This is a genomic window from Sphingomonas sp. CFBP 13603 (assembly GCF_014892665.1).
GTDB lineage: Bacteria > Pseudomonadota > Alphaproteobacteria > Sphingomonadales > Sphingomonadaceae > Sphingomonas.
The window spans coordinates 163817-183751 of sequence record NZ_JADBIA010000004.1 but is presented as its reverse complement, the minus strand read 5'-3'; the positions used below and the strand labels follow the sequence as shown (position 1 = coordinate 183751).

Below are 19935 nucleotides of genomic sequence, written 5' to 3'. Positions count from 1 at the left end.
TTAATGGCGCTCGATATTCTCGTCGTTGACGACGAACGTGACATCCGTGAACTCGTTGCCGGCGTCCTGGAGGACGAAGGCTATGATACGCGCGACGCTGGCGACAGCGATTCCGCGCTGGAGGCGATTGCCGCGCGTCGCCCGTCGCTGGTGCTGCTCGACGTATGGCTCCAGGGGTCGCGCCTCGATGGGCTCGAACTGCTCGATGAGATCAAGCGCCGCGATCCGTCGATCCCGGTGCTCGTGATCTCCGGGCACGGCAATCTGGATACGGCGGTCGCAGCGATCCGGCGTGGTGCGTCCGACTTCATCGAAAAGCCGTTCGAAGCCGAGCGCCTGCTGCTCATGGTCGCCCGCGCGACCGAGACCGAGCGGCTTCGTCGCGAAGTGGCGACGTTGCGCGCTACGGTCGGTCGCGAAACCGATCTCACCGGGAGTTCGGGATCGATCAACGGCGTGCGGGCGACACTCAAGCGGGTCGCTGCGACGGGCAGCCGCGTGCTTATCATGGGTGGGGCAGGGGTCGGCAAGGAGGTCGCGGCGCGTCTGCTCCACGGCTGGAGCTTGCGGACCGATGCGCCGTTCATCATCGTCAGCGCGGCACGGATGACGCCCGAGCGTGTCGACGAGGAGTTGTTCGGCGTCGAGGAGGCGGGTGACCTCGTTCGTCCGGGTCTGTTCGAGCAGGCGCATGGCGGCACGCTCTTTCTCGACGAGATCGCCGACATGCCGATCACGACACAGGCGCGTATCCTCCGCGCGCTGACCGATCAGAGCTTCACGCGGGTGGGTGGTACGCGGGTCGTGAAGGTCGACGTCCGCGTCGTCTCCGCCACCGCGCGCGATCTTGTCGTCGAAATTGCCGAAGGCCGCTTCCGCGAAGACCTCTATTACCGCCTCAACGTCGTACCGGTGATGATCCCGCCGCTTTCCGATCGTCGCGAGGACATCCCTGCGTTGGTCCAGCATTTCATTGCGCATTACGCGTCCGAGCGCCGCGTGCCGACGCCGGAAATCGCTCCCGATGCGATGGTGGCGTTACAATCCTACGATTGGCCAGGAAATGTTCGTCAGCTGCGTAACGTCGTCGAGCGTACGATCATTCTCGCTCCGGGAGACCGGATCGGCCGGATCGATCTCGATCTGTTGCCGGCCGAGGTTATGGGCGATCAAGGCGATATCGGTTCGGCCGGATCGACTGCGATCATGGGATCACCGCTGCGTGAAGCACGCGAGACGTTCGAGCGTGAATATCTTCGGGTCCAGATCCGGCGATTTTCAGGCAATATATCGCGGACCGCCAGCTTCATCGGCATGGAGCGTTCGGCGCTTCATCGAAAGTTGAAGCTGCTTGGCATTACCGAAACGCGCGAAGAATAGACGCCGTAATTTCGCCGCCCTCTGGATATAGCAGGGCGGCGATCATAGATCAGTACCGCTCCCGGTAACCGGGGGCATCTCCGACGCCGGGAAACGGCGCCTCGCGGGCAAAGTCCCGCCAAAAATAAAGGGTTATCCCATTGGCCGAAAAACCAGGCTCGCTCCAGGATCTTTTCCTGAACGCACTCCGGCGCTCCAAGACGCCCGTAACTATGTTCCTTGTAAAAGGCGTTAAGCTTCAGGGCATCGTCACATGGTTCGATAATTTTTCCGTTCTGCTCCGTCGCGATGGGCAGTCGCAGCTGATCTACAAGCATGCGATCTCGACGATCATGCCAGCTGGCCCCATGGACGTGTCGGCAATCGTCGATGCGGTGGGCGAAAGCCAGAAGAAGCACCCGTTGTTGCAGGATATCTTCCTCAACGCGGTGCGGAAATCCGAAGACAGCGTGACGATGTTCCTGATCAATGGCGTCATGCTGCAGGGCCAGATCGCCGGCTTCGACCTGTTCTGCATGCTGCTCCAGCGCGAAGGCATGGCGCAATTGGTCTACAAGCACGCGGTTTCGACGATCCAGCCGGCCCGCCCGCTGAACCTTGCCGAAGAGCCTACTGATACGGATGAAACGGACGATGACGATTGAGTAGTGGTTTCGAACGGGACCGGGACGAATTCACGCGCGGCGCGCGGGCGATCGTCGTGCTGCCCGATCAGGGTGACGCGACGCGTGACGTCGATGCTCGCCTGGAGGAGACGGCAGGTCTTGCTGCGGCCATCGGTGTCCAGGTCGTCGAACGGATCGCCTATCGCGTGCGGCAGGCCAAGCCGGCGACGCTGATCGGGAGCGGGCAGGTCGAACTGCTCGCGACGCAGGTGCGCATGGAAGAGGCGGGGCTCGTCGTGTTCGACGCGAGCCTTACCCCCATTCAGCAGCGCAATCTGGAAAAAGCGCTCGAAACCAAGGTCATCGACCGGACCGGACTGATCCTCGAGATCTTCGGCGAGCGCGCGGCGACCGCCGAAGGTCGGTTGCAGGTCGAACTCGCGCATCTCGACTATCAGGCAGGGCGTTTGGTCCGCAGTTGGACGCATCTCGAGCGCCAGCGGGGTGGCTTCGGCTTCCTCGGTGGCCCAGGTGAGACGCAGATCGAAGCGGATCGTCGCCTGATCCGCGACCGCATGGCCCGGCTCAAGCGCGAGCTGGAGCAGGTCAGTCGCACGCGTGGCCTGCACCGCGAACGCCGTCAGCGCGCGCCCTGGCCGGTCATTGCTCTGGTCGGGTACACCAATGCTGGCAAGTCGACTCTGTTCAATCGGCTGACCGGCGCCGATGTCATGGCAGAGGACCTGTTGTTTGCAACGCTCGACCCGACGCTACGGCAGATCCAGCTTCCGGGCATCGACAAGGCTATCCTGTCCGACACGGTAGGCTTCGTGTCCGATCTGCCGACTCAATTGGTCGCGGCGTTCAAAGCGACGCTGGAAGAGGTGGTGTCGGCGGACCTGCTCGTGCACATCCGCGATATTGCGCATCCGGACACCGAGGCGCAGCGCACCGACGTCGAGACCGTGCTCGCGGAGATCGGCGTCGATGAAAACACGCCGCGATTCGAAGTATGGAACAAGCTCGATCTTCTCGATGCCGACACGCACGACGAGATCGCCGGGCAGGCAGCGCATCGTGACGACGTCGTGGCGATCTCCGCGCTGAGCGGGGAAGGGGTCCAGCATCTCATCGAGCAGGTGGCGGCGAAGCTGACCGGCGCCCATCGACGCTATAGCATCACGATCGAGGCCAGCGACGGAGCGGGGGCGGCGTGGCTCCATGCGCACGGCGAAGTGCTGGGCAGCGTCAGCGACGAGCTCGATACGACCTACGATGTTCGGCTGTCCGAGACCGACTACGACCGATTCAGCCGCCGCGATGCTTGACCGCCTGCCATAGCGCTTCCTTCTGATCGAGTGTCATGGCGGCGAACGCGTCGCCGCCACCGACCTCGATTGCCCGGAAACGTGCTTCGAACTTGGCGTTGCCGGCCCTGAGCGCGGCTTCGGGATCGACACCGAGATGTCGTGCCCAGTTGGTCACGGCAAACAGCAGATCGCCGATTTCCTCTTCTACCGTGTCTGAGCCGGCCTCGCGAACCTCTTCTATTTCCTCGACAACCTTGGCTAGAGGCCCAGCAGCATCGGGCCAGTCGAACCCGACACGAGCGGCACGCTTCTGCAATTTTTCGGCGCGAGCCAAGGCAGGCAGGCCAATCGCCACGCCGGCGAGAGCGCTGTGATCGGACTTCTCCGCGCGCTCGACGGCCTTGATCGTTTCCCAACCTGGCGAGGAGGTTGCATCGCCGAATATGTGAGGGTGACGACGCTCCATCTTGTCGCTGATAGCGGCGACGACATCGGCCAAGGTGAACGCGCCGGACTCCTCGGCGATACGGCTGTGAAATACCACCTGGAGCAGCAGGTCGCCGAGTTCGTCCTTCAGGTCCGCCGGGTCATCGCGCGCGATCGCGTCGGCGACCTCATAGGCTTCCTCGATCGTATAGGGAGCGATGGTCGACCAGGTCTGAACGCGATCCCATTCGCAACCTTCGACCGGATGTCGCAGTCGCGCCATGATGGAAACGAGCCGTTCGATCATCAGGATCTCCGATTGATAGCATGCGATCTAAACGATAATGTTAGATCGATAATATACATTATGTAAAATCTACTGCTTGTTCGGCGTGAGAACGAGCGTGGCATTCTCAACCCGCCACGATCCCAGCCTCGACAGGAAGTTCATGCCGATCACGTCGGTTTCGCCGAACGCCGGCGACGTGACGATGCCGAGGTTTGTTGCGGTGACAGTGCCGATCGTCACGCTTTTGGCAGTCGCGGTGCGCGCCGATATCGTACCGTTGGCGGTCTCTATGATCGCTGGAAACGGGCTTTCGTCGCTATTCAGGCTGGCGGCCTTGGCCGTGGCAGCGGACAAGGCAGTCGTCGTCGCACCACTATCGATCAGCATCCGGCGGCGGACACCGTCGATATCGACATCCGCCCAGAAATGCCCGTCGTCCGCCATGTGAATCCGGGTTTCGGTTCCGCTGACCTGCTGACCGGAAAACATGGTCTTCAAGCCAGACAGCCGATCCCGCTGGCTCGCGATCAGCAGGCCAACCGCGAAGATCGCGACCCACGCCAGCGCCATCTTCAGCACCGGCTTCAACGGCAGTCGGCGCGCGACCAAGGCCGACAGCGGCAGGATCAACATGACCGCATACAGCGCAAACTGGGCTGTGCGATCATCGGTCATGCGGTCAGGATCAGGCCGTCATAGCCAGGCTCGACGCCGGCCGGCAGTTCGTGACGCAACGTCGCATAATCCATCGTGTTGTCCATATGGATCAACGCGGTCCGCTTCGGCGTCAGGCGCTCCACCCAAGCAAGCACGGCAGGCAGTTCCATGTGCGTTGGATGCGGTCGCCGGCGGAGTGCGTCGACTACCCAGATGTCCAGATCCTGATACAGGCTGGCCATGTCGTCGGTCATCAGGTTGAAATCGGTTGCGTATCCGATCGAGACTCCGGCTGCCTCGAACCGCAGGCCGGCGGCATGGATACTACCGTGCGGCTGGTCGGTCACCGAAATATCGATCCCACCGATCGTCAACCGATCAGGCAGAACTTCGGCGGCGATCGTCGGCGGATAGCCGGGGCGACCGTGGAATGCATAGGTAAAACGCGCGTCGAGCGCTGCCAGCGTGAACGGCCGGGCGTAGCCGCGAACAGCCTCTCCGGCTGCGTGGAAAAGTTGGCGGAGATCGTCGATGCCGTGGCAATGATCGGCGTGGTCATGCGTCCAGATCACCGCGTCGACACGGTCGATATCCGCAGCCAGCAATTGCTCGCGCATGTCGGGACTTGTGTCGATCAGGATTCGCGTACTGTCATGCTCGACGATCGCGGACGCACGGCTGCGCCGGTTGCGCGGCTCGGCCGGATCGCATTCGCCCCAGTCGTTGCCGATCCTCGGCACGCCGGAGGATGTGCCGGAGCCGAGGATCGTGATCTTCATGCCGTCGCCCCTGACACCCGCGTCTTGCCGAACAGCGTGTGGAAGTTCTCGGCCGTACGGCGCGACAGTTCCTCGACATTTTCGCCGCGAAGGTTGGCGAGAAACGCAGCGGTGTCGGCAACGAACCCAGGTTCGCCGGTCTTGCCGCGATGCGGCACCGGCGCGAGAAACGGCGCGTCGGTCTCGATCAGCAGTCGTTCGATTGGCAGGCGCGCGGCGGTCTCCTGAAGGTCCCGCGCGTTCTTGAACGTCACGATCCCCGAGATTGAGATATAAAGCCCCATATCCAGCGCCTTGTCGGCGAAAGCTCCACTCGCGGTGAAGCAGTGGATGACGCCGGGATAGGCCCCCTTCCCCATCTCCTCGGCCATGATCGCCGCAGTATCGTCCTCGGCGTCGCGGGTGTGGACGACGATCGGCAGGCCAGTCTCTCGCGACGCGGCGATGTGCGCGCGGAAGCTCGCCTGCTGGCGGGCGCGGTCCGATGTGTCGCGGAAATAGTCGAGGCCGCTTTCGCCGAGCCCTACCACGCGGGGATGCCGTGCGCGCTCGATCAGCTTGGCAGCGTCCACGTCGGGATACACGTCAGCCTCGTTCGGGTGGATGCCGATCGTCGCCCAGACGTCAGGCTCGCGCTCGGCGGTGGCGACGATATCGTCCCATTCGCTCTCGCGCGTCGAGATGTTGAGCATCGCCGTGACGCCGCGCGCCCTAGCCCGTGCGAGCACCGCCTGCTGGTCCTCGACGAGGCCCTTGTAGTTCAGGTGGCAATGGCTGTCGGCGAGCATCAGGCCTCCGCAGGCAGTTCGAGACGCGGGAATACGGGCGCCGGCGGTGCGATCCGGAAGTCGGAAGCAGCCACACGATCATACCAGCCGTCGTCGTCTATCGCGGCATGGTCGCGCTCGGTCGCGCCGATCTGCTCGAGCACCTTCCCAGCGGAGTCCGGTACTACCGGCAGGATCGCGATCGCGAGCATGCGGATTGCGCGGACCAGCGTACGGAGAACCGCGTTCATCCGCTCGGGATCGGTCTTGCGCAGCGCCCAGGGTGCCTGCGCGTCGATATACTGGTTGCACGCGAACACACCGCGCATCCACGCCTCGATGCCTTGCGACAGCGCGAGGTCGGTGAAGGCGGACTTGAACCCGGCGCAGGCGACGACGACCTCTTCGATCAGTATCCCGTCGGCATCCTGGACCGTACCAGCCGTGGGAAACTCGCCGCCCAAGTTTTTGGCGATGAACGACAATGTTCGCTGTGCAAGGTTGCCGAAGCTGTTCGCCAGCTCGGCGTTGACACGCGTTACGATCGCCTCGGGCGAGTAGCTGCCGTCCTGGCCGAAGCTCACGTCGCGAAGGAAGAAATACCGCAACGCATCGACGCCGAACGCATCCGCCAGCGCCATCGGATCGACGACGTTGCCGACCGACTTCGACATCTTCTCGCCGCGCGTGAGAAGGAAGCCATGGCCGAACACGCTCTTGGGCAGCGGAATGCCCGCCGACAGCAGGAACGCGGGCCAATAGACCGCGTGGAAGCGTACGATGTCCTTGCCGATCAGATGGATATCCGCCGGCCAGTATTTCGCCTTGTCGCCGGTCATGTCGGGATAGCCGATCCCGGTCAGGTAATTGGTGAGCGCATCGACCCACACGTACATGACGTGGCCGGGACTGCCGGGTACCGGCACGCCCCAGTCGAAGCTGGTGCGCGAGACCGACAGATCCTTCAGACCACCCTCGACAAAGCGCATCACTTCGTTGCGACGGCTTTCGGGGCGGATGAAATCGGGGTTGGCGGCGAAGAGATCGAGCAAGGGCTGCTGATATTTCGACAGGCGGAAGAACCAGGTCTCCTCCGCGGTCCATTCGACCGGCGTGCCTTGCGGCGAGCGGCGATCGTCGCCCTCCCCGGTCAGTTCTGACTCGTCGTAGAATGCCTCGTCGCGGACCGAATACCAGCCTTCGTAGCGGTCGAGATACAGATCGCCTGCGTCCGCCATCGCCTGCCATATCGCGGCGCTCGCGGCGTAGTGATCCTCGTCGACGGTACGGATGAACCGGTCATACGAGATGCCAAGACGGTCGGCCATCTCGTGGAAATACGACGACATTTCGTTGGCGAGTTCGCGCACCGGCATATCGCGGTCACGCGCGGCCTGGACCATCTTGAGACCGTGTTCGTCGGTGCCGGTCTGGAACAGGACGTCACGCCCCGCTTGGCGCTGGAAGCGCGCGATCGCGTCGGCGGCGATCATCTCGTACGCATGGCCGATATGCGGACGGCCATTGGGATAGTGGATCGCGGTGGTGATATAGAAAGGGTCGGCCATGCCGCGCTCCTAGAGCATCGCCCCGATCAGGTGAAGCCTGCGCGAGCGGATCAATGGCGCAACGTCGCGACGATCCCGGCCATCTCGAACACGGTGGCCTGCGCATCGAGCGACAGGCCGATCGCGGCGCCTGCCAGTTCGCGTGCCGCGGCGTGCGCGTCGAGTGCGGATCGCAGCGCCGGCCCCGACCGGGTCCGTGCGGCGTCGGCGATGAACGCGGGGGCGCGATCGAGGAACGCCTCGTAGCGGGGTTGCGCGGTCTTGAGCCCGAGTGCCTTGGCGAGCTTCAACCGGCGGCCGTTATCGCGGTCGCCGTCCTGCGCGATCGCGGCGATGGCATCGTCGATCGCGGCGATGTCGAGCCCGGCATAGCGGAGCGCGCGACCGGGCGCGCCGTCGCTGGCTCGAACCAGCGCCGCGACCTCACTCTCGTCCGCATCGGGCTGCAACGTCCGGATCGCGGTCGCGACCTCGCCGTCCGAGAGCGCCTCGAACCGCAACAGACGACAGCGCGAGCGGATCGTGGGGAGCAACCGGCCCGGCGCATGACTTACCAGCAGGAAGATCGTCCCCGCGGGTGGTTCCTCGAGGTTCTTGAGCAGCGCATTCGCCCCGCCTCGCTCGAGATCGTCGATCGCATCGATGACGACCACGCGGCGGGGGCTCATCGACGGCGTGGTCGCGAACAATGGCTGCAGCGTGCGGACCTGCGCGATCGTGATGCTGCGGGCGAGATCCTGGTCGGGCTTCTCGGGATCCTTCGGCAGGCGCGCCAGCACGCGGAAGTCGGGGTGCGACCCGGCCTCCATGAGCGACCGCGTCCTGTTCCCCTCGGGAACCGCAAGGTCGGTCGAGCTGCCATCCGGGTCGGCCGCATCCGCCAGCATACGCATGGCTGCGGCGCGTGCGAAACTCGCCTTGCCGACGCCCTGCGGTCCGGCGATGAGCCATGCGTGATGCAGCGAACCGCCGCGCATCGCCGCCATGAAGGCAGCCTGCGCGGCGGTGTTGCCGATGATCGGCGTCATGCCGGCAACGCCGTCGGCGCCGGGGTCATCAGCCGAAGAAGCCGGTCAGCCCTGCCCATGCGCGACCGAAGAAGCCCGCGACCGCGACGTCCTTCTCGGCGACCAGCGGCATCGTCTGCTGGAGACCGTCGGACGTCGTCACGACGAGATCGGCGATATGCTGGCCGGCCTTGATCGGCGCCTTGATCGGACCTTCATAGACCACTTTGGCGGTCATGGTCGGCGAGGTGCCGGCGGGCAGCGTGACCGTCAGTGCCTTGGGGGCGACGAGCCCGACCGACGAGCTGTCACCGAGCTGGACCGCGGCGGTCTCGATCTTCTTGCCCTTCGCGACGATCGGCTTCGACTGCCACGCGCGGAAGCCCCATTCCATGAAACGCACCGATTCCTCGGCGCGCTGGCCCGCGCTCGTCAGGCCGGCGACGACCATCACCAGGCGGCGGCCGTTCTGGATCGCGGACCCGGTGAAGCCATAACCCGCTTCCTCGGTGTGGCCGGTCTTCAAGCCGTCGGCGCCAGCGACGCGGCCGAGGATCGGGTCGCGGTTCGCCTGGGTGATGGCGCTGCCGCCCATCGTCTTGCCCCAGGTGAAATCGCGCTTCGAATAGAATTGCTTGTAGAGATCGGGATAGTTGGTGATCGTCGCCGCGGCGAGCTTGGCGAGATCGTGCGCGGTGACATAGGTGACGCCGTTGTCGGGCCAGCCGTTGGCGGTGCCGAAATGGCTGTCCTTGAGCCCCAGTTCGGCGGCCTTGCGGTTCATCCGCTCGGTGAACGCCTGCTCCGACCCGGAGATGCCCTCGGCCAGCACGATGCACGCGTCGTTGCCCGACAGCGTGACGATCCCGTATAGCAGATTGGCGACGCTGACGTTCTCGCCCGACGACAGGAACATCGTCGAACCCGCGGACGGACCATGCCATTTAGCCCAGGTCTCGGGGCGGACGGGCATCATCTGGTCGAGCTTGAGTTCGCCCTTCTTGACCATGTCGAACGCGACATAGACGGTCATCATCTTGGCGAGCGACGCTGGCGGCATGCGGCGGTCGGCGTCACGCGCGAACAGCACGGCGCCCGACGACAGATCCTCCATATAGGCGATCGGCGCGGCGGTCTGGAACTGCGGCGCAGCGGCGATGGACGGATGCGCCAGCGCGAGGGCGACGAGCGGTGCGACGATCAGCTTCTTCATGCGGTATTCCGTGAGCAAAAGGGAACTCAATCCGTAGGCAGGACTTGTGCATCGCCATAGCCGCGCTCGGCGACCGCGTCACGCGCGCGTTGCAGGCTTGCGGCATCTTTGAACGGTCCGACGCGGACGCGGTACAGTCCGCCGCGTTCGACGACATCGGCATCGAGGCGCTTCGCCAACGCCGTCGCACGGTCTTCGTTCGAGAAGGTCGCGACCTGCAACACGTACCGCCGTCCCGCGATCAAGGTGGGGAGCGGCTTGCGAGAGGGCAGTGCATCAGAACTCGCGGCCTGCGTGAACGCCGGCATCCGCGCCGCAGCGGCTTTACCGGCGCGCAATAGCAACGCGTCCTGCATGGTCGGTACGATCGCGCGGATCCTTACCGCGGCAACCTGCCGTCGATCGGTACCGAGCAGATGCGCCGCGGCGCGCGACAGATCGATCATCCGGTCCTTTCGGCCGGGGCCGCGGTCGTTGATCCGTACCAGGATAGACCGTCCGGTTTCGACCGACGTCACCTCGACGAACGAGCCCAGTGGCAAGGTTCGGTGAGCGGCGGTCATCGCGCCGGGATCGAACGCCTCGCCCGATGCCGTGCGGTTACCCGACAATTCCTCGCCATACCAACTCGCGAGGCCGGTATCCTGATAGCTGCCGTAAAGTCCGCCCCCCGCTGGGAAGGTCGCACCGACGCTATCGTGTGCGTTGCTGCACGCCCCCAGCGCGAACGCCAGGCAGAGGGCCCTAGCGCTCGACCGCATCGGCCAGCAATCCGACCGACAGCGCGTAGAAGTTCGAGCAGTTGTAATCGAGAATCACGCGGTAGTTGCTGGTGAGCAAATAGGCGGTAGCGCCCTGCCCGTCCGGCTCGAGCAATGTCGCCATCACGCCGTCGGCGGGCAGGCTCCGGCCCTGCGGCGTCACGCCAAGCGCACGCCATTCGGCGATCGTCCGCCAGCCGCTATGTCGCTCGAACACGCGAGGGCAGCGCGGCGACACCAGCCGGTTGCGGACCTGCGACCGGTCGAGGCCCGCAGGCACGTTGACCGCGACGCCCCAGGGCTGGCCCGCGCGCCAGCCGGCGTCCGTAAAGTAGTTACCGATCGAGGCCAGCGTGTCGGCCGGGCTGTTCCAGATGTCCGCGCGACCATCGCCGTCGCCGTCGCGCGCAAGACGGAGGTAGATTGACGGCAGGAACTGCGGATTGCCCGTGGCCCCTGCCCAGCTGCCCTTCAACTGCGAGCGGGTGACGCCGCGATCGAGCATCTTGAGCCCGGCGATGAACTCGCCGGCAAACAGCGACCGGCGCCGTCCCTCGTAAGCGAGGCTGGCGAGCGAGCGGAGCAGATCGAAGTCGCCGGTATAGCTGCCGTAATTGGTCTCATGCCCCCAGATCGCGACCATGATCGATTCGGGGACGCCGGTCTGCTGTTCGATCCGCTGCAACCGCGAGCGCTGCGCCAGATAGGTCTGGCGGCCGCGTGCGATCCGCGCCGCATCGACATGCTGGCTGCGATACGGTGCGAAGGCGGGGATTGCGCTGCTGGTGTTCGTCGCTCCGGGTTGCCCCCGATCGAGTTCGATCACGCGCGGGTTCAGCGTCAGGCCGGGAAACACCGCGTCGGCTGTCCGGACGCTGACGCCCTCGGCGAGCGCCTGCTGACGCAGCACCGTCATGTAAGACTGAAAACCCGGATCATCCTGCGCCATCGCCGATCCGTTGCCGGACAGCATTGCGAGTATGCCGAATACGCCGTTGCGCAGCCAAGTCGCTGCTGTCGATGCCCCACCCATACCCAGGATGTGCCACAGACGCGTCCGTATCGGAACCTCGCACCGTCGTACGCCAGGCACGCACGGACGCGGGCGGATTTGATCCCCAGCAATTTCATTCTCGTGACGTTATGACGCTTGCACATCCCGGCGCGTACGCCTAACCGCAACGCCGTCGGGGAGTGGCGCAGGCTGGTAGCGCACCTGGTTTGGGACCAGGGGGTCGCAGGTTCGAATCCTGTCTCCCCGACCATCGTCTTACGGGGCGATACAAGGACGATCACGGCGCCTGCGAGCGCGGTCGTTCCCAATCATTCGATCTCCATCTCACGCATCCCGGGTCAGCAGATCCGTTCGAGACACGAGCGTGCCGGCGCCTTTTACGTCGTCGCGAATTGCGGCTATCCGATCTCGGCACGACTGCGTTGACGCCAACCTAGTGGTGAAACGAAGGAGAGATGCGGTGATCGAGGTCAATTTCGACGGTATCGTCGGCCCCACGCATAATTACGCCGGCCTTTCGATCGGCAACCGCGCATCGTCCGCCAACGCCGGTGCCGTTTCGGCGCCCAGGCTGGCCGCGTTGCAAGGCGTTGCGAAGATGCGGCGGCTGATGGCGATGGGGCTGAACCAGGGCGTCTTCCTGCCGCACGTCCGACCTAATGTCGGATGGCTTCGAGCACTCGGGTTCGACGGCGACGATGCGGAGGTCCTTGCTTCGGCCTGGACCGCCGATCGGGCGCTGGTCGCCAACGCGATGTCGGCGTCGGCGATGTGGACGGCGAACGCGGGAACGGTCTCGCCGTCGTCCGATACGCGCGATGGTCTCTGCCATATCTCGGTGGCCAATCTGTCGACGATGCCGCACCGTGCGAGCGAAGCCGCACAGACCGAACGGCAACTCCGCCTCGCCTTCGCCGACCCGCGTCACTTCCGCGTCCATTCCCCGATACCGTCCGCGTTCGGCGATGAGGGTGCTGCGAACTTCATGCGGCTGGTGCCCCCTGCCGGTGGCGTCGCGGTGGAGATGTTCGTCTATGGCGAGGGTCAGGCCGGCGGATTCCCTGCACGTCAGCACCGCACCGCCAGCGAGGCGGTCGCGCGTCGGCACGGGCTGAGCCCTGCGCATACGCTGATGGTGCGCCAGAGCGATGCCGCGATCGGTGCGGGGGCGTTCCATAACGACGTCGTCGCAGTCTCGAACGGCCATGTCCTGTTCGCGCACGAGCAGGCGTTTGCCGAGCCATCCGCGTTTCACGAGACCCTGAAAGCGATGATGCCCGACGTTGCGATCGTCGAGGTGCCCGCAGATCGCGTGAGCCTAGACACCGCGATCCGAACCTATCTGTTCAATTCGCAGCTCGTCACGATGCCGGACGGCAGCATGACGCTCGTCCTTCCCGCCGAAGCGCACGAGAATGCGGACGTCTGGGCGTGGCTTTCCGAGTTGATCGCCAGCGGCGGTCCGATCCAGCGGCTGGAGATCGTCGACGTCCGCGAGTCCATGCGGAACGGCGGCGGTCCGGCGTGCCTGAGGCTGCGCGTCCAGGTCGATAAGGGAGCGTTCGCCGCAATCGATCCCCGCTTCCTGCTCGACGAGGCTGCGTGCGGCAGGATGGAGGATGTCATCGCGCACGAATGGCCGGAGGCGATCGCGATCGAAAACCTCGGCGATCCGCACCTGTGGGACCGCTGCATCAAAGCTCGCGCGGCGTTGACGGCGGCGCTCGGCTTTGCACCGGACGAGATCTAGGCCTCTCCCGTCAGTTTGGGAGGTTGCCCGACTGCGGATTCATCAAAAAAGCGGCTGCATTCCAGGATCGAATGCAGCCGAGGAGGAGGAAGAGTTGGACTGGCGCGCGCTTACATCTTGAAGCGTGCGCCCATCAGGAACGTGCGCCCGAAATGGTTATTCTCGTAGTTGCGGTTCGCGTCGAGATCATTGTAGCGGCTGCGATAATTGTCGGTGAGGTTGGTACCCTCCAGCGACACTTCGACCATCGGCGTGAGCTTGTAGCGCAGCGACGCGTCGACGTTGATCGTCGAATTATACCCTTCGAACAAATTGCCGGTGGCCGAACTGCCGTCGATGTACGGGCTGCGATAGCTGATCGATCCGCGCGCGCTGAACTTCTTGTCCTCATAATAGAGCGTGCCGTTATAGGCGCGCTTCGACAGGCCGTAGAGAGTCGCGGTGCGCGTCGTGGCGGGCAGCGCGCCCAGCACGCCACCCGGTGTCAGTACCGCCCCGGTGGTCGGGTTGAAGGTCGGTCGCGACACCGTCGTCGCCGGACCGGCCTGCGTATAATCCGCGTCCGAACTGATGAACGTCGCGTTGGCCAGGAAGCCGAAATTCTTCAGGAAGCCAGGCAGGAAGCGGAAGCTCGACTGGAGCGAGATTTCCATGCCCTTCAGCGACGCACCGACGCCGTTGATCGGCGCGTTGATCTGCCATTCCTGGCCTTCGGGATTGAGCGCAGCCGGTGAGCTTGCCGGGATCACCGAGAGCGGTAGGCCGGTCGAGGCAAACGTGCCGCTGCGGGGTTGCGTGACGGGGAAGCTCTCGATCAGCTTCTTGAACACCGCGACCGAAAAGATCGACTGCGGCGCGAAATACCATTCGGCGGCAAGATCGAGCGCGGTCGCGCGGAACGGCTTGAGCTGCGGGTTGCCGAACGTCACGCGGTAGTTGAAGCCGTCGACCGACCCACCCGGCGTCAGGCTGCCCAGGCTCGGACGCGTCAGCACCTTGGAGATCGCACCGCGCAGGATGATATCGTCGGTCGGGAAGAACGCGACGTTGATCGCCGGGAGCCAGTCGTCATAGCTGCGTCCGACCGTCGCCGGCGTGTTGACGGTGACGCCCCCGACCACCGCCGACGAGATGCCGGTCGATTTCTGGCTGGTATGGGCATAGCGCATGCCGGCGTTCGCCGCATAGTTGAGGCCCAGAATGTCGCCCTTGACGTCGAACTGCATGTAACCGCCGGTGACTTCCTCGATCACGCTGCGGGTATCGCCGACCAGCACCGTCGGCGTGCGGCCGTACAGCCCCGTATAGGCAGCCGATGCATCGATGTTCGGCACCAGGAAGCTGGTGGTCGTTCCCGACGGTTGCCCGGCCTTGCCCAGGTTGAAGATCTCGCCGAGATTGCCAGCGGGGAAACCGTAGATCGCGGTCGGGCCGAACAGCGTGTTGGGCGAACAGGTGAGCGTGCCGAGCACGACATCCTTGCCGCCCGCGTTAGGGCAGACGACGGCATCGCGCGAGAAGCCCTTGGTATCGAACGAGAAGCGACGATACATCGCGCCCGTCTTGATCTGGAACCCTTCGGCGACGTCCCATTCCGTACGAAGCTGCCCAGTGCGGAAGGTGTTGACCGTTTCGGATGGCCGATCGCGGATTTCGGCAAGCTGGAAGTTCGCCGGATCGGTTACGCTCGTCCCGAAGGTCAGCGTCGGACGCTTCATGTCGGTATAGTCGTAGCTATACCCCTGCGCGTCGCGATCGTCGAACACGAAGGTCGTCTCGACCGGGATCGTCGCATCCGATTTCGAGAAGCCGCCGAGCAGCGTGAAGCGGAACTTGTCGGTCACGTCCTGATCCCAGCTGCCGCCCAGCTGATAGAATTCGGTCTGCGATTTGCGCAGATAATGCTCGGTGCGGACCCAGGCGTCGTTGAGCGTCGCCTTCACCAGATTGTTGTTGCCGTCGATCGTGAAGTTGCTGATGTCGATCGAGCGTTCGTTCGAGCGGAGCAGCACTTCGCCCCATTTCTCCTCGCGGGTCTCCTTGAAGCGGGAATAGAGTCCATCGATCGAGATCTTGGTCGCGTCGGTTGGCGACCATTGGACGCTACCGGTCAGGCCGAGCCGTTCGCGATCGTGACGTACCGAGCCGTAGCGCGGAATGCGGGGGTGGAAGGCGAGCGCGGCTTGATCGCAACCGGCCGCGTTCGTGTAGGTGCCACCGCGGTTCGGCTGGGTGAAACAGCGGGTGCCGTTCACCGAATCGAACACGCCCTGCGCCCAGCGGACGCTGTTGTTGCCGAGCTCGAAATTGTTGGTCTTGGTGTACGCTCCCGACAGCGCGACGCCGAACGTGCCGTCCGCGGACTTCCACGAAAGCAGGCCAGCGAGACGCGGGCCGAAGTTCTTGCTGAGATCGTTGTAGCTTGCCTGCGCGGAGCCGACGAGCGTGACGCCGGTCTTGCCGCCGAGCGGGTTGCCGGTGTTGAGATCGACCACCGCACCCAGCGAGCCTTCGTCGAGCGACGCTTCGGCAGTCTTGTGGACGACGATGGAATTGAAGAGTTCGGACGCAAACACGTTGAAATCGAACGCGCGATCGCGGTTCGAACTGGCGCCATCGGTCGACGTCGCCACTGTCTCCAGCCCGTTGACGCGAACCCGCGTATATTGCGCGCCCAAACCGCGGACCGTGATCGCGCGTCCCTCGCCTGCATCGCGCTGGATCGAGATGCCAGGGATACGCTGCAGCGATTCTGCGAGGTTCTGATCGGGGAACTTGGCGATATCCTCCGCGACGATCGCGTCGACCGACGACACCGACTGGCGCTTGACGTTCAGCGCCGCATCGAGCGAGCGGCGAAAGCCGGTGACGATGATCTCGGCGGTCTCGCTATCGGGCGATACGATCTCGGGCGCCGACTGCGGTGCCGTCGTTGCGGCGGGGTCGACCGGTTGGCCCTGCGGCACGACGGCAGTCTGCGCGGGCGATGGGTCGACCTGTGCCGGCGTTCCCGGCGTCTGGCTGTTCGGAATCTGTGCCGCCTGCGCGAAGGCGGCTGCGGGCATGGCGAGCGCCAGGACGAGGGTGCCGGCGGAGATGCCTGTGCGCCAATTCATCCGCAAATTCGCTGCCGTTGTTTGCACGTCCATTGCTTCACTCCCCGTTCGGTCTACGCCGATGACACCGGTTGCGCGATCGGCTGGACACCGCTCGGCCACCGCCCTGAAATTCTTGGGGAATAAGACCCGTTGCTTCGAACGGGTGCATCTTATCCTCTCCCGGGCTGCCAGTTGTTGCTGGTCCGCCCCCCGGTTCCTTGCATGCTTAGGTAACCGGTGTCAGAACAATGTCGCACGATCGGTTGCGTGTCAACATGCCGCGGAATGCATCGTGCCATGCAGGAGAAGCGAGAATGCTGCGATCGATGCTATCGGCGCTTTTCGGGATGCTTGGCCCGGCTGCCGGCGCGCATGCGCAGGCCGCCACGTCGCGGCCGATGGTAATCGTCGACGAAGCCACGACGATGCGGCGAGAACCCCCGCCCCACGGGGCGATCGGCTCCAGCACGGCCTACCGGATCAGCGACGCGGTACCGGGCAGAACGATGGAGTTTCGCAAGCGGATACTGCACCCCCGGAGTGCGATCGGCCTGCACCGGATCGCACACGACGAGGTGTATTACGTCCTCTCCGGCACGGGTATCGTCTCATCCGGCGGCGCAAAACGGCCGGTCCGTGCCGGCATCGCCGCCTATCTGTTCGACGGGGAAACCGTCGGCATCGAACAGACGGGCAAGGCACCGCTGGTGCTGATCATCGCCTATCCGATCGTAAAATAGCGGGTCAGGTTCCAGGCTGGATATAGGGCACGCGCGCAAAGAGCTCGCGCTGCCATGCGCGCGGGTCGTTCTCGATCCGTGAGCGGGCGTCGAAGATCATCGTCGCGCGGGTCGACAGGTCATAGCGTGGCCAATTTGGCGTGCCCTGGTGGTTTGGGTCCCCCGTCTTGGCGAAGGCGACGAACGCGTCCTGCATTGCCTTGGACGCCGCGCGCGCATCCGCTGCCGTCCCGGTCTGCGATCCCGTGGCACCCAGGGTGCCGAACACCAGCGGGATATCCATCGTGTGGAACGCGCCACGACGTGGATCCGTGCGAGAGGCGAAGTCGACCTGATAGACCCAGCAGGCGGCGCCGGCCTCCGCACGCGCTTCAGCCTCGATCACCTGCCCGCGCCAGCTTCGCCCTGCGGTGGTGGCGTCATAGAAGACGTCGATCGGCGCCCATGTCGGATAGCGCGCGCGGTACTGCGCCACCACCCATTCGGGCAGGATGTCGATCTTGAGTTCGGGCGCCATGCGTGCTGCGAGATTGCCCCAATCGAGTCCCCTCACCTTCGGCGAATCGAGGCCGATGAACGCGCGAGTCTCGTCATGCGTGTTGCCGAGCATCATCGGGATGCGGTTTCCGAGTGGGTTAGCATCGGGCCAGAACGGGTGCCGGGTCAGCCATTTCATGTCGAGCACTGGTCCGAAATACACGCCGCCACCCATGATCGGATCGGTCGCATCAAGCGCATCGACCAGTTTCTCGATGGGCATCGCCAGCAACGGAGACAGATCGCGGTCCGTCACGCCCAGCCTGGCCAGATACGCCCGTGCGCGCGCCGTCGCGTTCATCGGGCCGGACACGGTGACCTGTTGTCCGCTCATCGTGGCGGCGCGGTGGAACAGGCCCGCGGCGGCGGGCATCCCCATCATCGTTGCGATCTTCGCACCGCCGCCCGATTGACCGAAGACCAACACGCGCGACGAATCCCCGCCGAACGCCGCAATGTTGTCCCGCACCCATTGCAGCGCGAGGATCAGATCGAGTTGTCCGGCATTGCCGCTATGGGGAAACCGCGGATCGAGCCTCGCAAGATACAGATAGCCGAGCGCGTTCAGGCGGTGATTGATGGTCACGACGACGCAGTCGCCGCGCGCCGCGAGTGCCCGCCCATCGTTCAGCGGATCGGTGACGCTCCCGTTCGAATATGCGCCGCCGTGGATATAGACCATCACCGGCTTTTTCGCGCGCGCGTCTGGTTCCGCGGTCCAGACGTTCAGGAACAGGCAGTCCTCGGATTGCGGGGCGTATGGGCCCGATTGCGGGCAGACCGGTCCAAAGTCCTGCGCCGGTCGCCTCTGGCCCGGCATCGATACCGGTAAAGGCGCCCGAAACCGGTCCGCACGGCCATAGCGAATGCCCTTGAAGGCGAGGACGTGTCCGTCCGCGTGCCCGACGAAACTACCCGCGGGCGAATGTACTATCGGCACGCCCGAAGCCCGCGCACCTCCAGCCAGGATCAGTGCCGCCGCGCCGCCGAGGGTGCCGCGGCGGGTCCAGCCGTCAGCGCCGAACATCCAGCCCGCCTGCGAGATAGGCGTCGATGTCCGCCTGCCGGAACAGGCTCGCGTCGCCCGGCAGCGAGTGCTTCAACGCGGCGAGCGCGAGGCCGATGCGCGCCGTGTCCTCGATGTCCTTGCCCGAACGCAGGCCGTGCAACACCCCGGCCGCAAAGGCATCGCCGCCGCCGATCCGGTCGACGATCCCGGCCAGCACGACCTCGTCCGTCTGGACGTGCGCGTCGCGCGTATCGATCCGCGCCGACAGACGGTGGAGATCGACATGCTCGACATGCCGCGCGGTCGAGGCGATCGTCTGTAGCCTCGGAAACGCCGCGAATGCCGCCTCCGTCGCCTCACGCCGACGATCTTCGGCCTCGCCGGAAAAGTCCCGGTCGAGCAATAGCGCGATATCGCGGTGGTTGCCGAACATGAGGTCGGCATGCTCGACGAGTTGGGTCAGGATCTCACGTGGGTTCGAATCCCATCGCTCCCACAATTTTCCACGCCAGTTGCCGTCGAACGAGACCAAGATCCCGCGCTCCGTCGCCGCACGCACGGCGGCAAGCGCGGCCTCGGCCGGCACCGGACCAAGAGCTGGCGTGATACCCGAGAGATGGAGGCGATCGACGCCAGCGAGCAATGCGTCCCAGTCCCAGGCGCTCGACTGTGCCTCGGCGAACGAAGACCAAGCGCGATCGTAGATGACTTCGGTCGCGCGCAAGCCCGCACCCGACGTGACGAAATACAGCCCCATCCGGTCGCCGCCCAGCGCGATCGTCGACGTGTCGACACCGTGCCCGCGCAACGTCGTGATCGCCGCACGACCGAGGTCGTTGTCCGGCACCATCGTCGCCATGCCGACGTCGTGGCCGAGCCGCGCGAGCTGCGTGACGACATTGGCCTCCGCACCTGCGACCCATACGTCGAGCTTTGGCGTCTGCAGCAGCAGCTCACGCCCCGGCGGGGAAAGCCGCAGCATGATCTCGCCGAATGCCAGGAATTTAGCCATGTCGCCCCTATT

Annotated in this window: 17 protein-coding genes and 1 tRNA gene; 6 read left to right on the top strand and 12 right to left on the bottom strand. The window is 64.7% G+C overall.

Features of this window, described 5'->3' with window-relative positions:
• The first annotated feature begins 3 nt into the window (after positions 1–3).
• The 3 genes from ntrX (at position 4) to hflX (ending at position 3313) form a co-directional block, all read left to right on the top strand.
• The gene (gene ntrX, locus IFR23_RS08560) at positions 4–1380 is read left to right on the top strand and encodes a nitrogen assimilation response regulator NtrX (protein WP_192144678.1); all 1377 of its coding nucleotides are present in this window, start codon (positions 4–6) and stop codon (positions 1378–1380) included.
• A 140-nt stretch (positions 1381–1520) separates the two neighbouring features.
• Positions 1521–2024: an RNA chaperone Hfq gene (gene hfq / locus IFR23_RS08555; RefSeq protein WP_192975507.1), complete on the top strand. Its 504-nt coding sequence runs from the start codon at positions 1521–1523 to the stop codon at positions 2022–2024.
• Positions 2021–3313 (top strand): GTPase HflX, encoded by a 1293-nt coding sequence (gene hflX / locus IFR23_RS08550; protein ID WP_192975506.1) that lies wholly within the window; start codon positions 2021–2023, stop codon positions 3311–3313. Before hfq ends, hflX begins: the two co-directional genes overlap by 4 nt.
• Here hflX and mazG read toward each other — a convergent pair.
• From mazG to IFR23_RS08505, 9 genes are all read right to left on the bottom strand, one after another.
• Positions 3294–4028, bottom strand: coding sequence for a nucleoside triphosphate pyrophosphohydrolase (gene mazG / locus IFR23_RS08545; RefSeq protein WP_192975505.1), 735 nt, complete (start codon positions 4026–4028; stop codon positions 3294–3296). The genes hflX and mazG overlap by 20 nt on opposite strands.
• Before the next feature lie 69 nt (positions 4029–4097).
• Positions 4098–4685 carry a retropepsin-like aspartic protease family protein gene (locus IFR23_RS08540; protein ID WP_192975504.1) on the bottom strand — a complete coding sequence of 196 codons (588 nt, stop codon included), beginning with the start codon at positions 4683–4685 and terminating at the stop codon, positions 4098–4100.
• A complete protein-coding gene (locus IFR23_RS08535) occupies positions 4682–5446 on the bottom strand; it encodes an MBL fold metallo-hydrolase (RefSeq protein ID WP_192975503.1) in 765 nt (254 codons plus the stop codon). The genes IFR23_RS08540 and IFR23_RS08535 overlap by 4 nt, the downstream gene beginning before the upstream one ends.
• Complete coding sequence (locus IFR23_RS08530; RefSeq protein ID WP_192975502.1) at positions 5443–6234, bottom strand: TatD family hydrolase; 792 nt, start codon at positions 6232–6234, stop codon at positions 5443–5445. Before IFR23_RS08530 ends, IFR23_RS08535 begins: the two co-directional genes overlap by 4 nt.
• Complete coding sequence (metG, locus tag IFR23_RS08525) at positions 6234–7781, bottom strand: methionine--tRNA ligase (RefSeq protein WP_121885076.1); 1548 nt, start codon at positions 7779–7781, stop codon at positions 6234–6236. Before metG ends, IFR23_RS08530 begins: the two co-directional genes overlap by 1 nt.
• A 50-nt stretch (positions 7782–7831) precedes the next feature.
• A complete protein-coding gene (locus IFR23_RS08520; RefSeq protein ID WP_192975501.1) occupies positions 7832–8809 on the bottom strand; it encodes an AAA family ATPase in 978 nt (325 codons plus the stop codon).
• Between the two features lie 28 nt (positions 8810–8837).
• Positions 8838–10001, bottom strand: coding sequence for a D-alanyl-D-alanine carboxypeptidase family protein (locus IFR23_RS08515; protein WP_192975500.1), 1164 nt, complete (start codon positions 9999–10001; stop codon positions 8838–8840).
• Positions 10002–10027: 26 nt separating this feature from the next.
• Entirely contained in the window at positions 10028–10762 is a 735-nt protein-coding gene (locus IFR23_RS08510) for a septal ring lytic transglycosylase RlpA family protein (RefSeq protein ID WP_192975499.1), read from the bottom strand.
• Entirely contained in the window at positions 10746–11735 is a 990-nt protein-coding gene (locus tag IFR23_RS08505; protein ID WP_244655563.1) for a lytic murein transglycosylase, read from the bottom strand. Before IFR23_RS08505 ends, IFR23_RS08510 begins: the two co-directional genes overlap by 17 nt.
• Before the next feature lie 215 nt (positions 11736–11950).
• Between IFR23_RS08505 and IFR23_RS08500 the strand changes: the two genes are divergently transcribed.
• Positions 11951–12027, top strand: a tRNA-Pro gene (locus IFR23_RS08500).
• A 210-nt stretch (positions 12028–12237) separates the two neighbouring features.
• On the top strand, positions 12238–13527 hold the full coding sequence (locus tag IFR23_RS08495; protein ID WP_192975498.1) for an N-succinylarginine dihydrolase: 1290 nt from the start codon (positions 12238–12240) through the stop codon (positions 13525–13527).
• A 110-nt stretch (positions 13528–13637) separates the two neighbouring features.
• On the opposite strand, the gene IFR23_RS08490 is transcribed toward IFR23_RS08495, so the two are convergent.
• A complete protein-coding gene (locus IFR23_RS08490) occupies positions 13638–16676 on the bottom strand; it encodes a TonB-dependent receptor (protein WP_244655535.1) in 3039 nt (1012 codons plus the stop codon).
• 296 nt (positions 16677–16972) lie between these two features.
• On the opposite strand from IFR23_RS08490, the gene IFR23_RS08485 reads away from it, so the two are divergent.
• Positions 16973–17365, top strand: coding sequence for a cupin domain-containing protein (locus IFR23_RS08485; RefSeq protein ID WP_192975696.1), 393 nt, complete (start codon positions 16973–16975; stop codon positions 17363–17365).
• Positions 17366–17369: 4 nt separating this feature from the next.
• Here the strand turns inward: IFR23_RS08485 and IFR23_RS08480 are convergent, their stop codons facing one another.
• Together IFR23_RS08480 and IFR23_RS08475 are read right to left on the bottom strand one after the other, a co-directional pair.
• Positions 17370–18929: a carboxylesterase/lipase family protein gene (locus IFR23_RS08480; RefSeq protein ID WP_192975497.1), complete on the bottom strand. Its 1560-nt coding sequence runs from the start codon at positions 18927–18929 to the stop codon at positions 17370–17372.
• A complete protein-coding gene (locus tag IFR23_RS08475) occupies positions 18916–19923 on the bottom strand; it encodes a sugar kinase (protein WP_192975496.1) in 1008 nt (335 codons plus the stop codon). Before IFR23_RS08475 ends, IFR23_RS08480 begins: the two co-directional genes overlap by 14 nt.
• Positions 19924–19935: the final 12 nt, after the last annotated feature.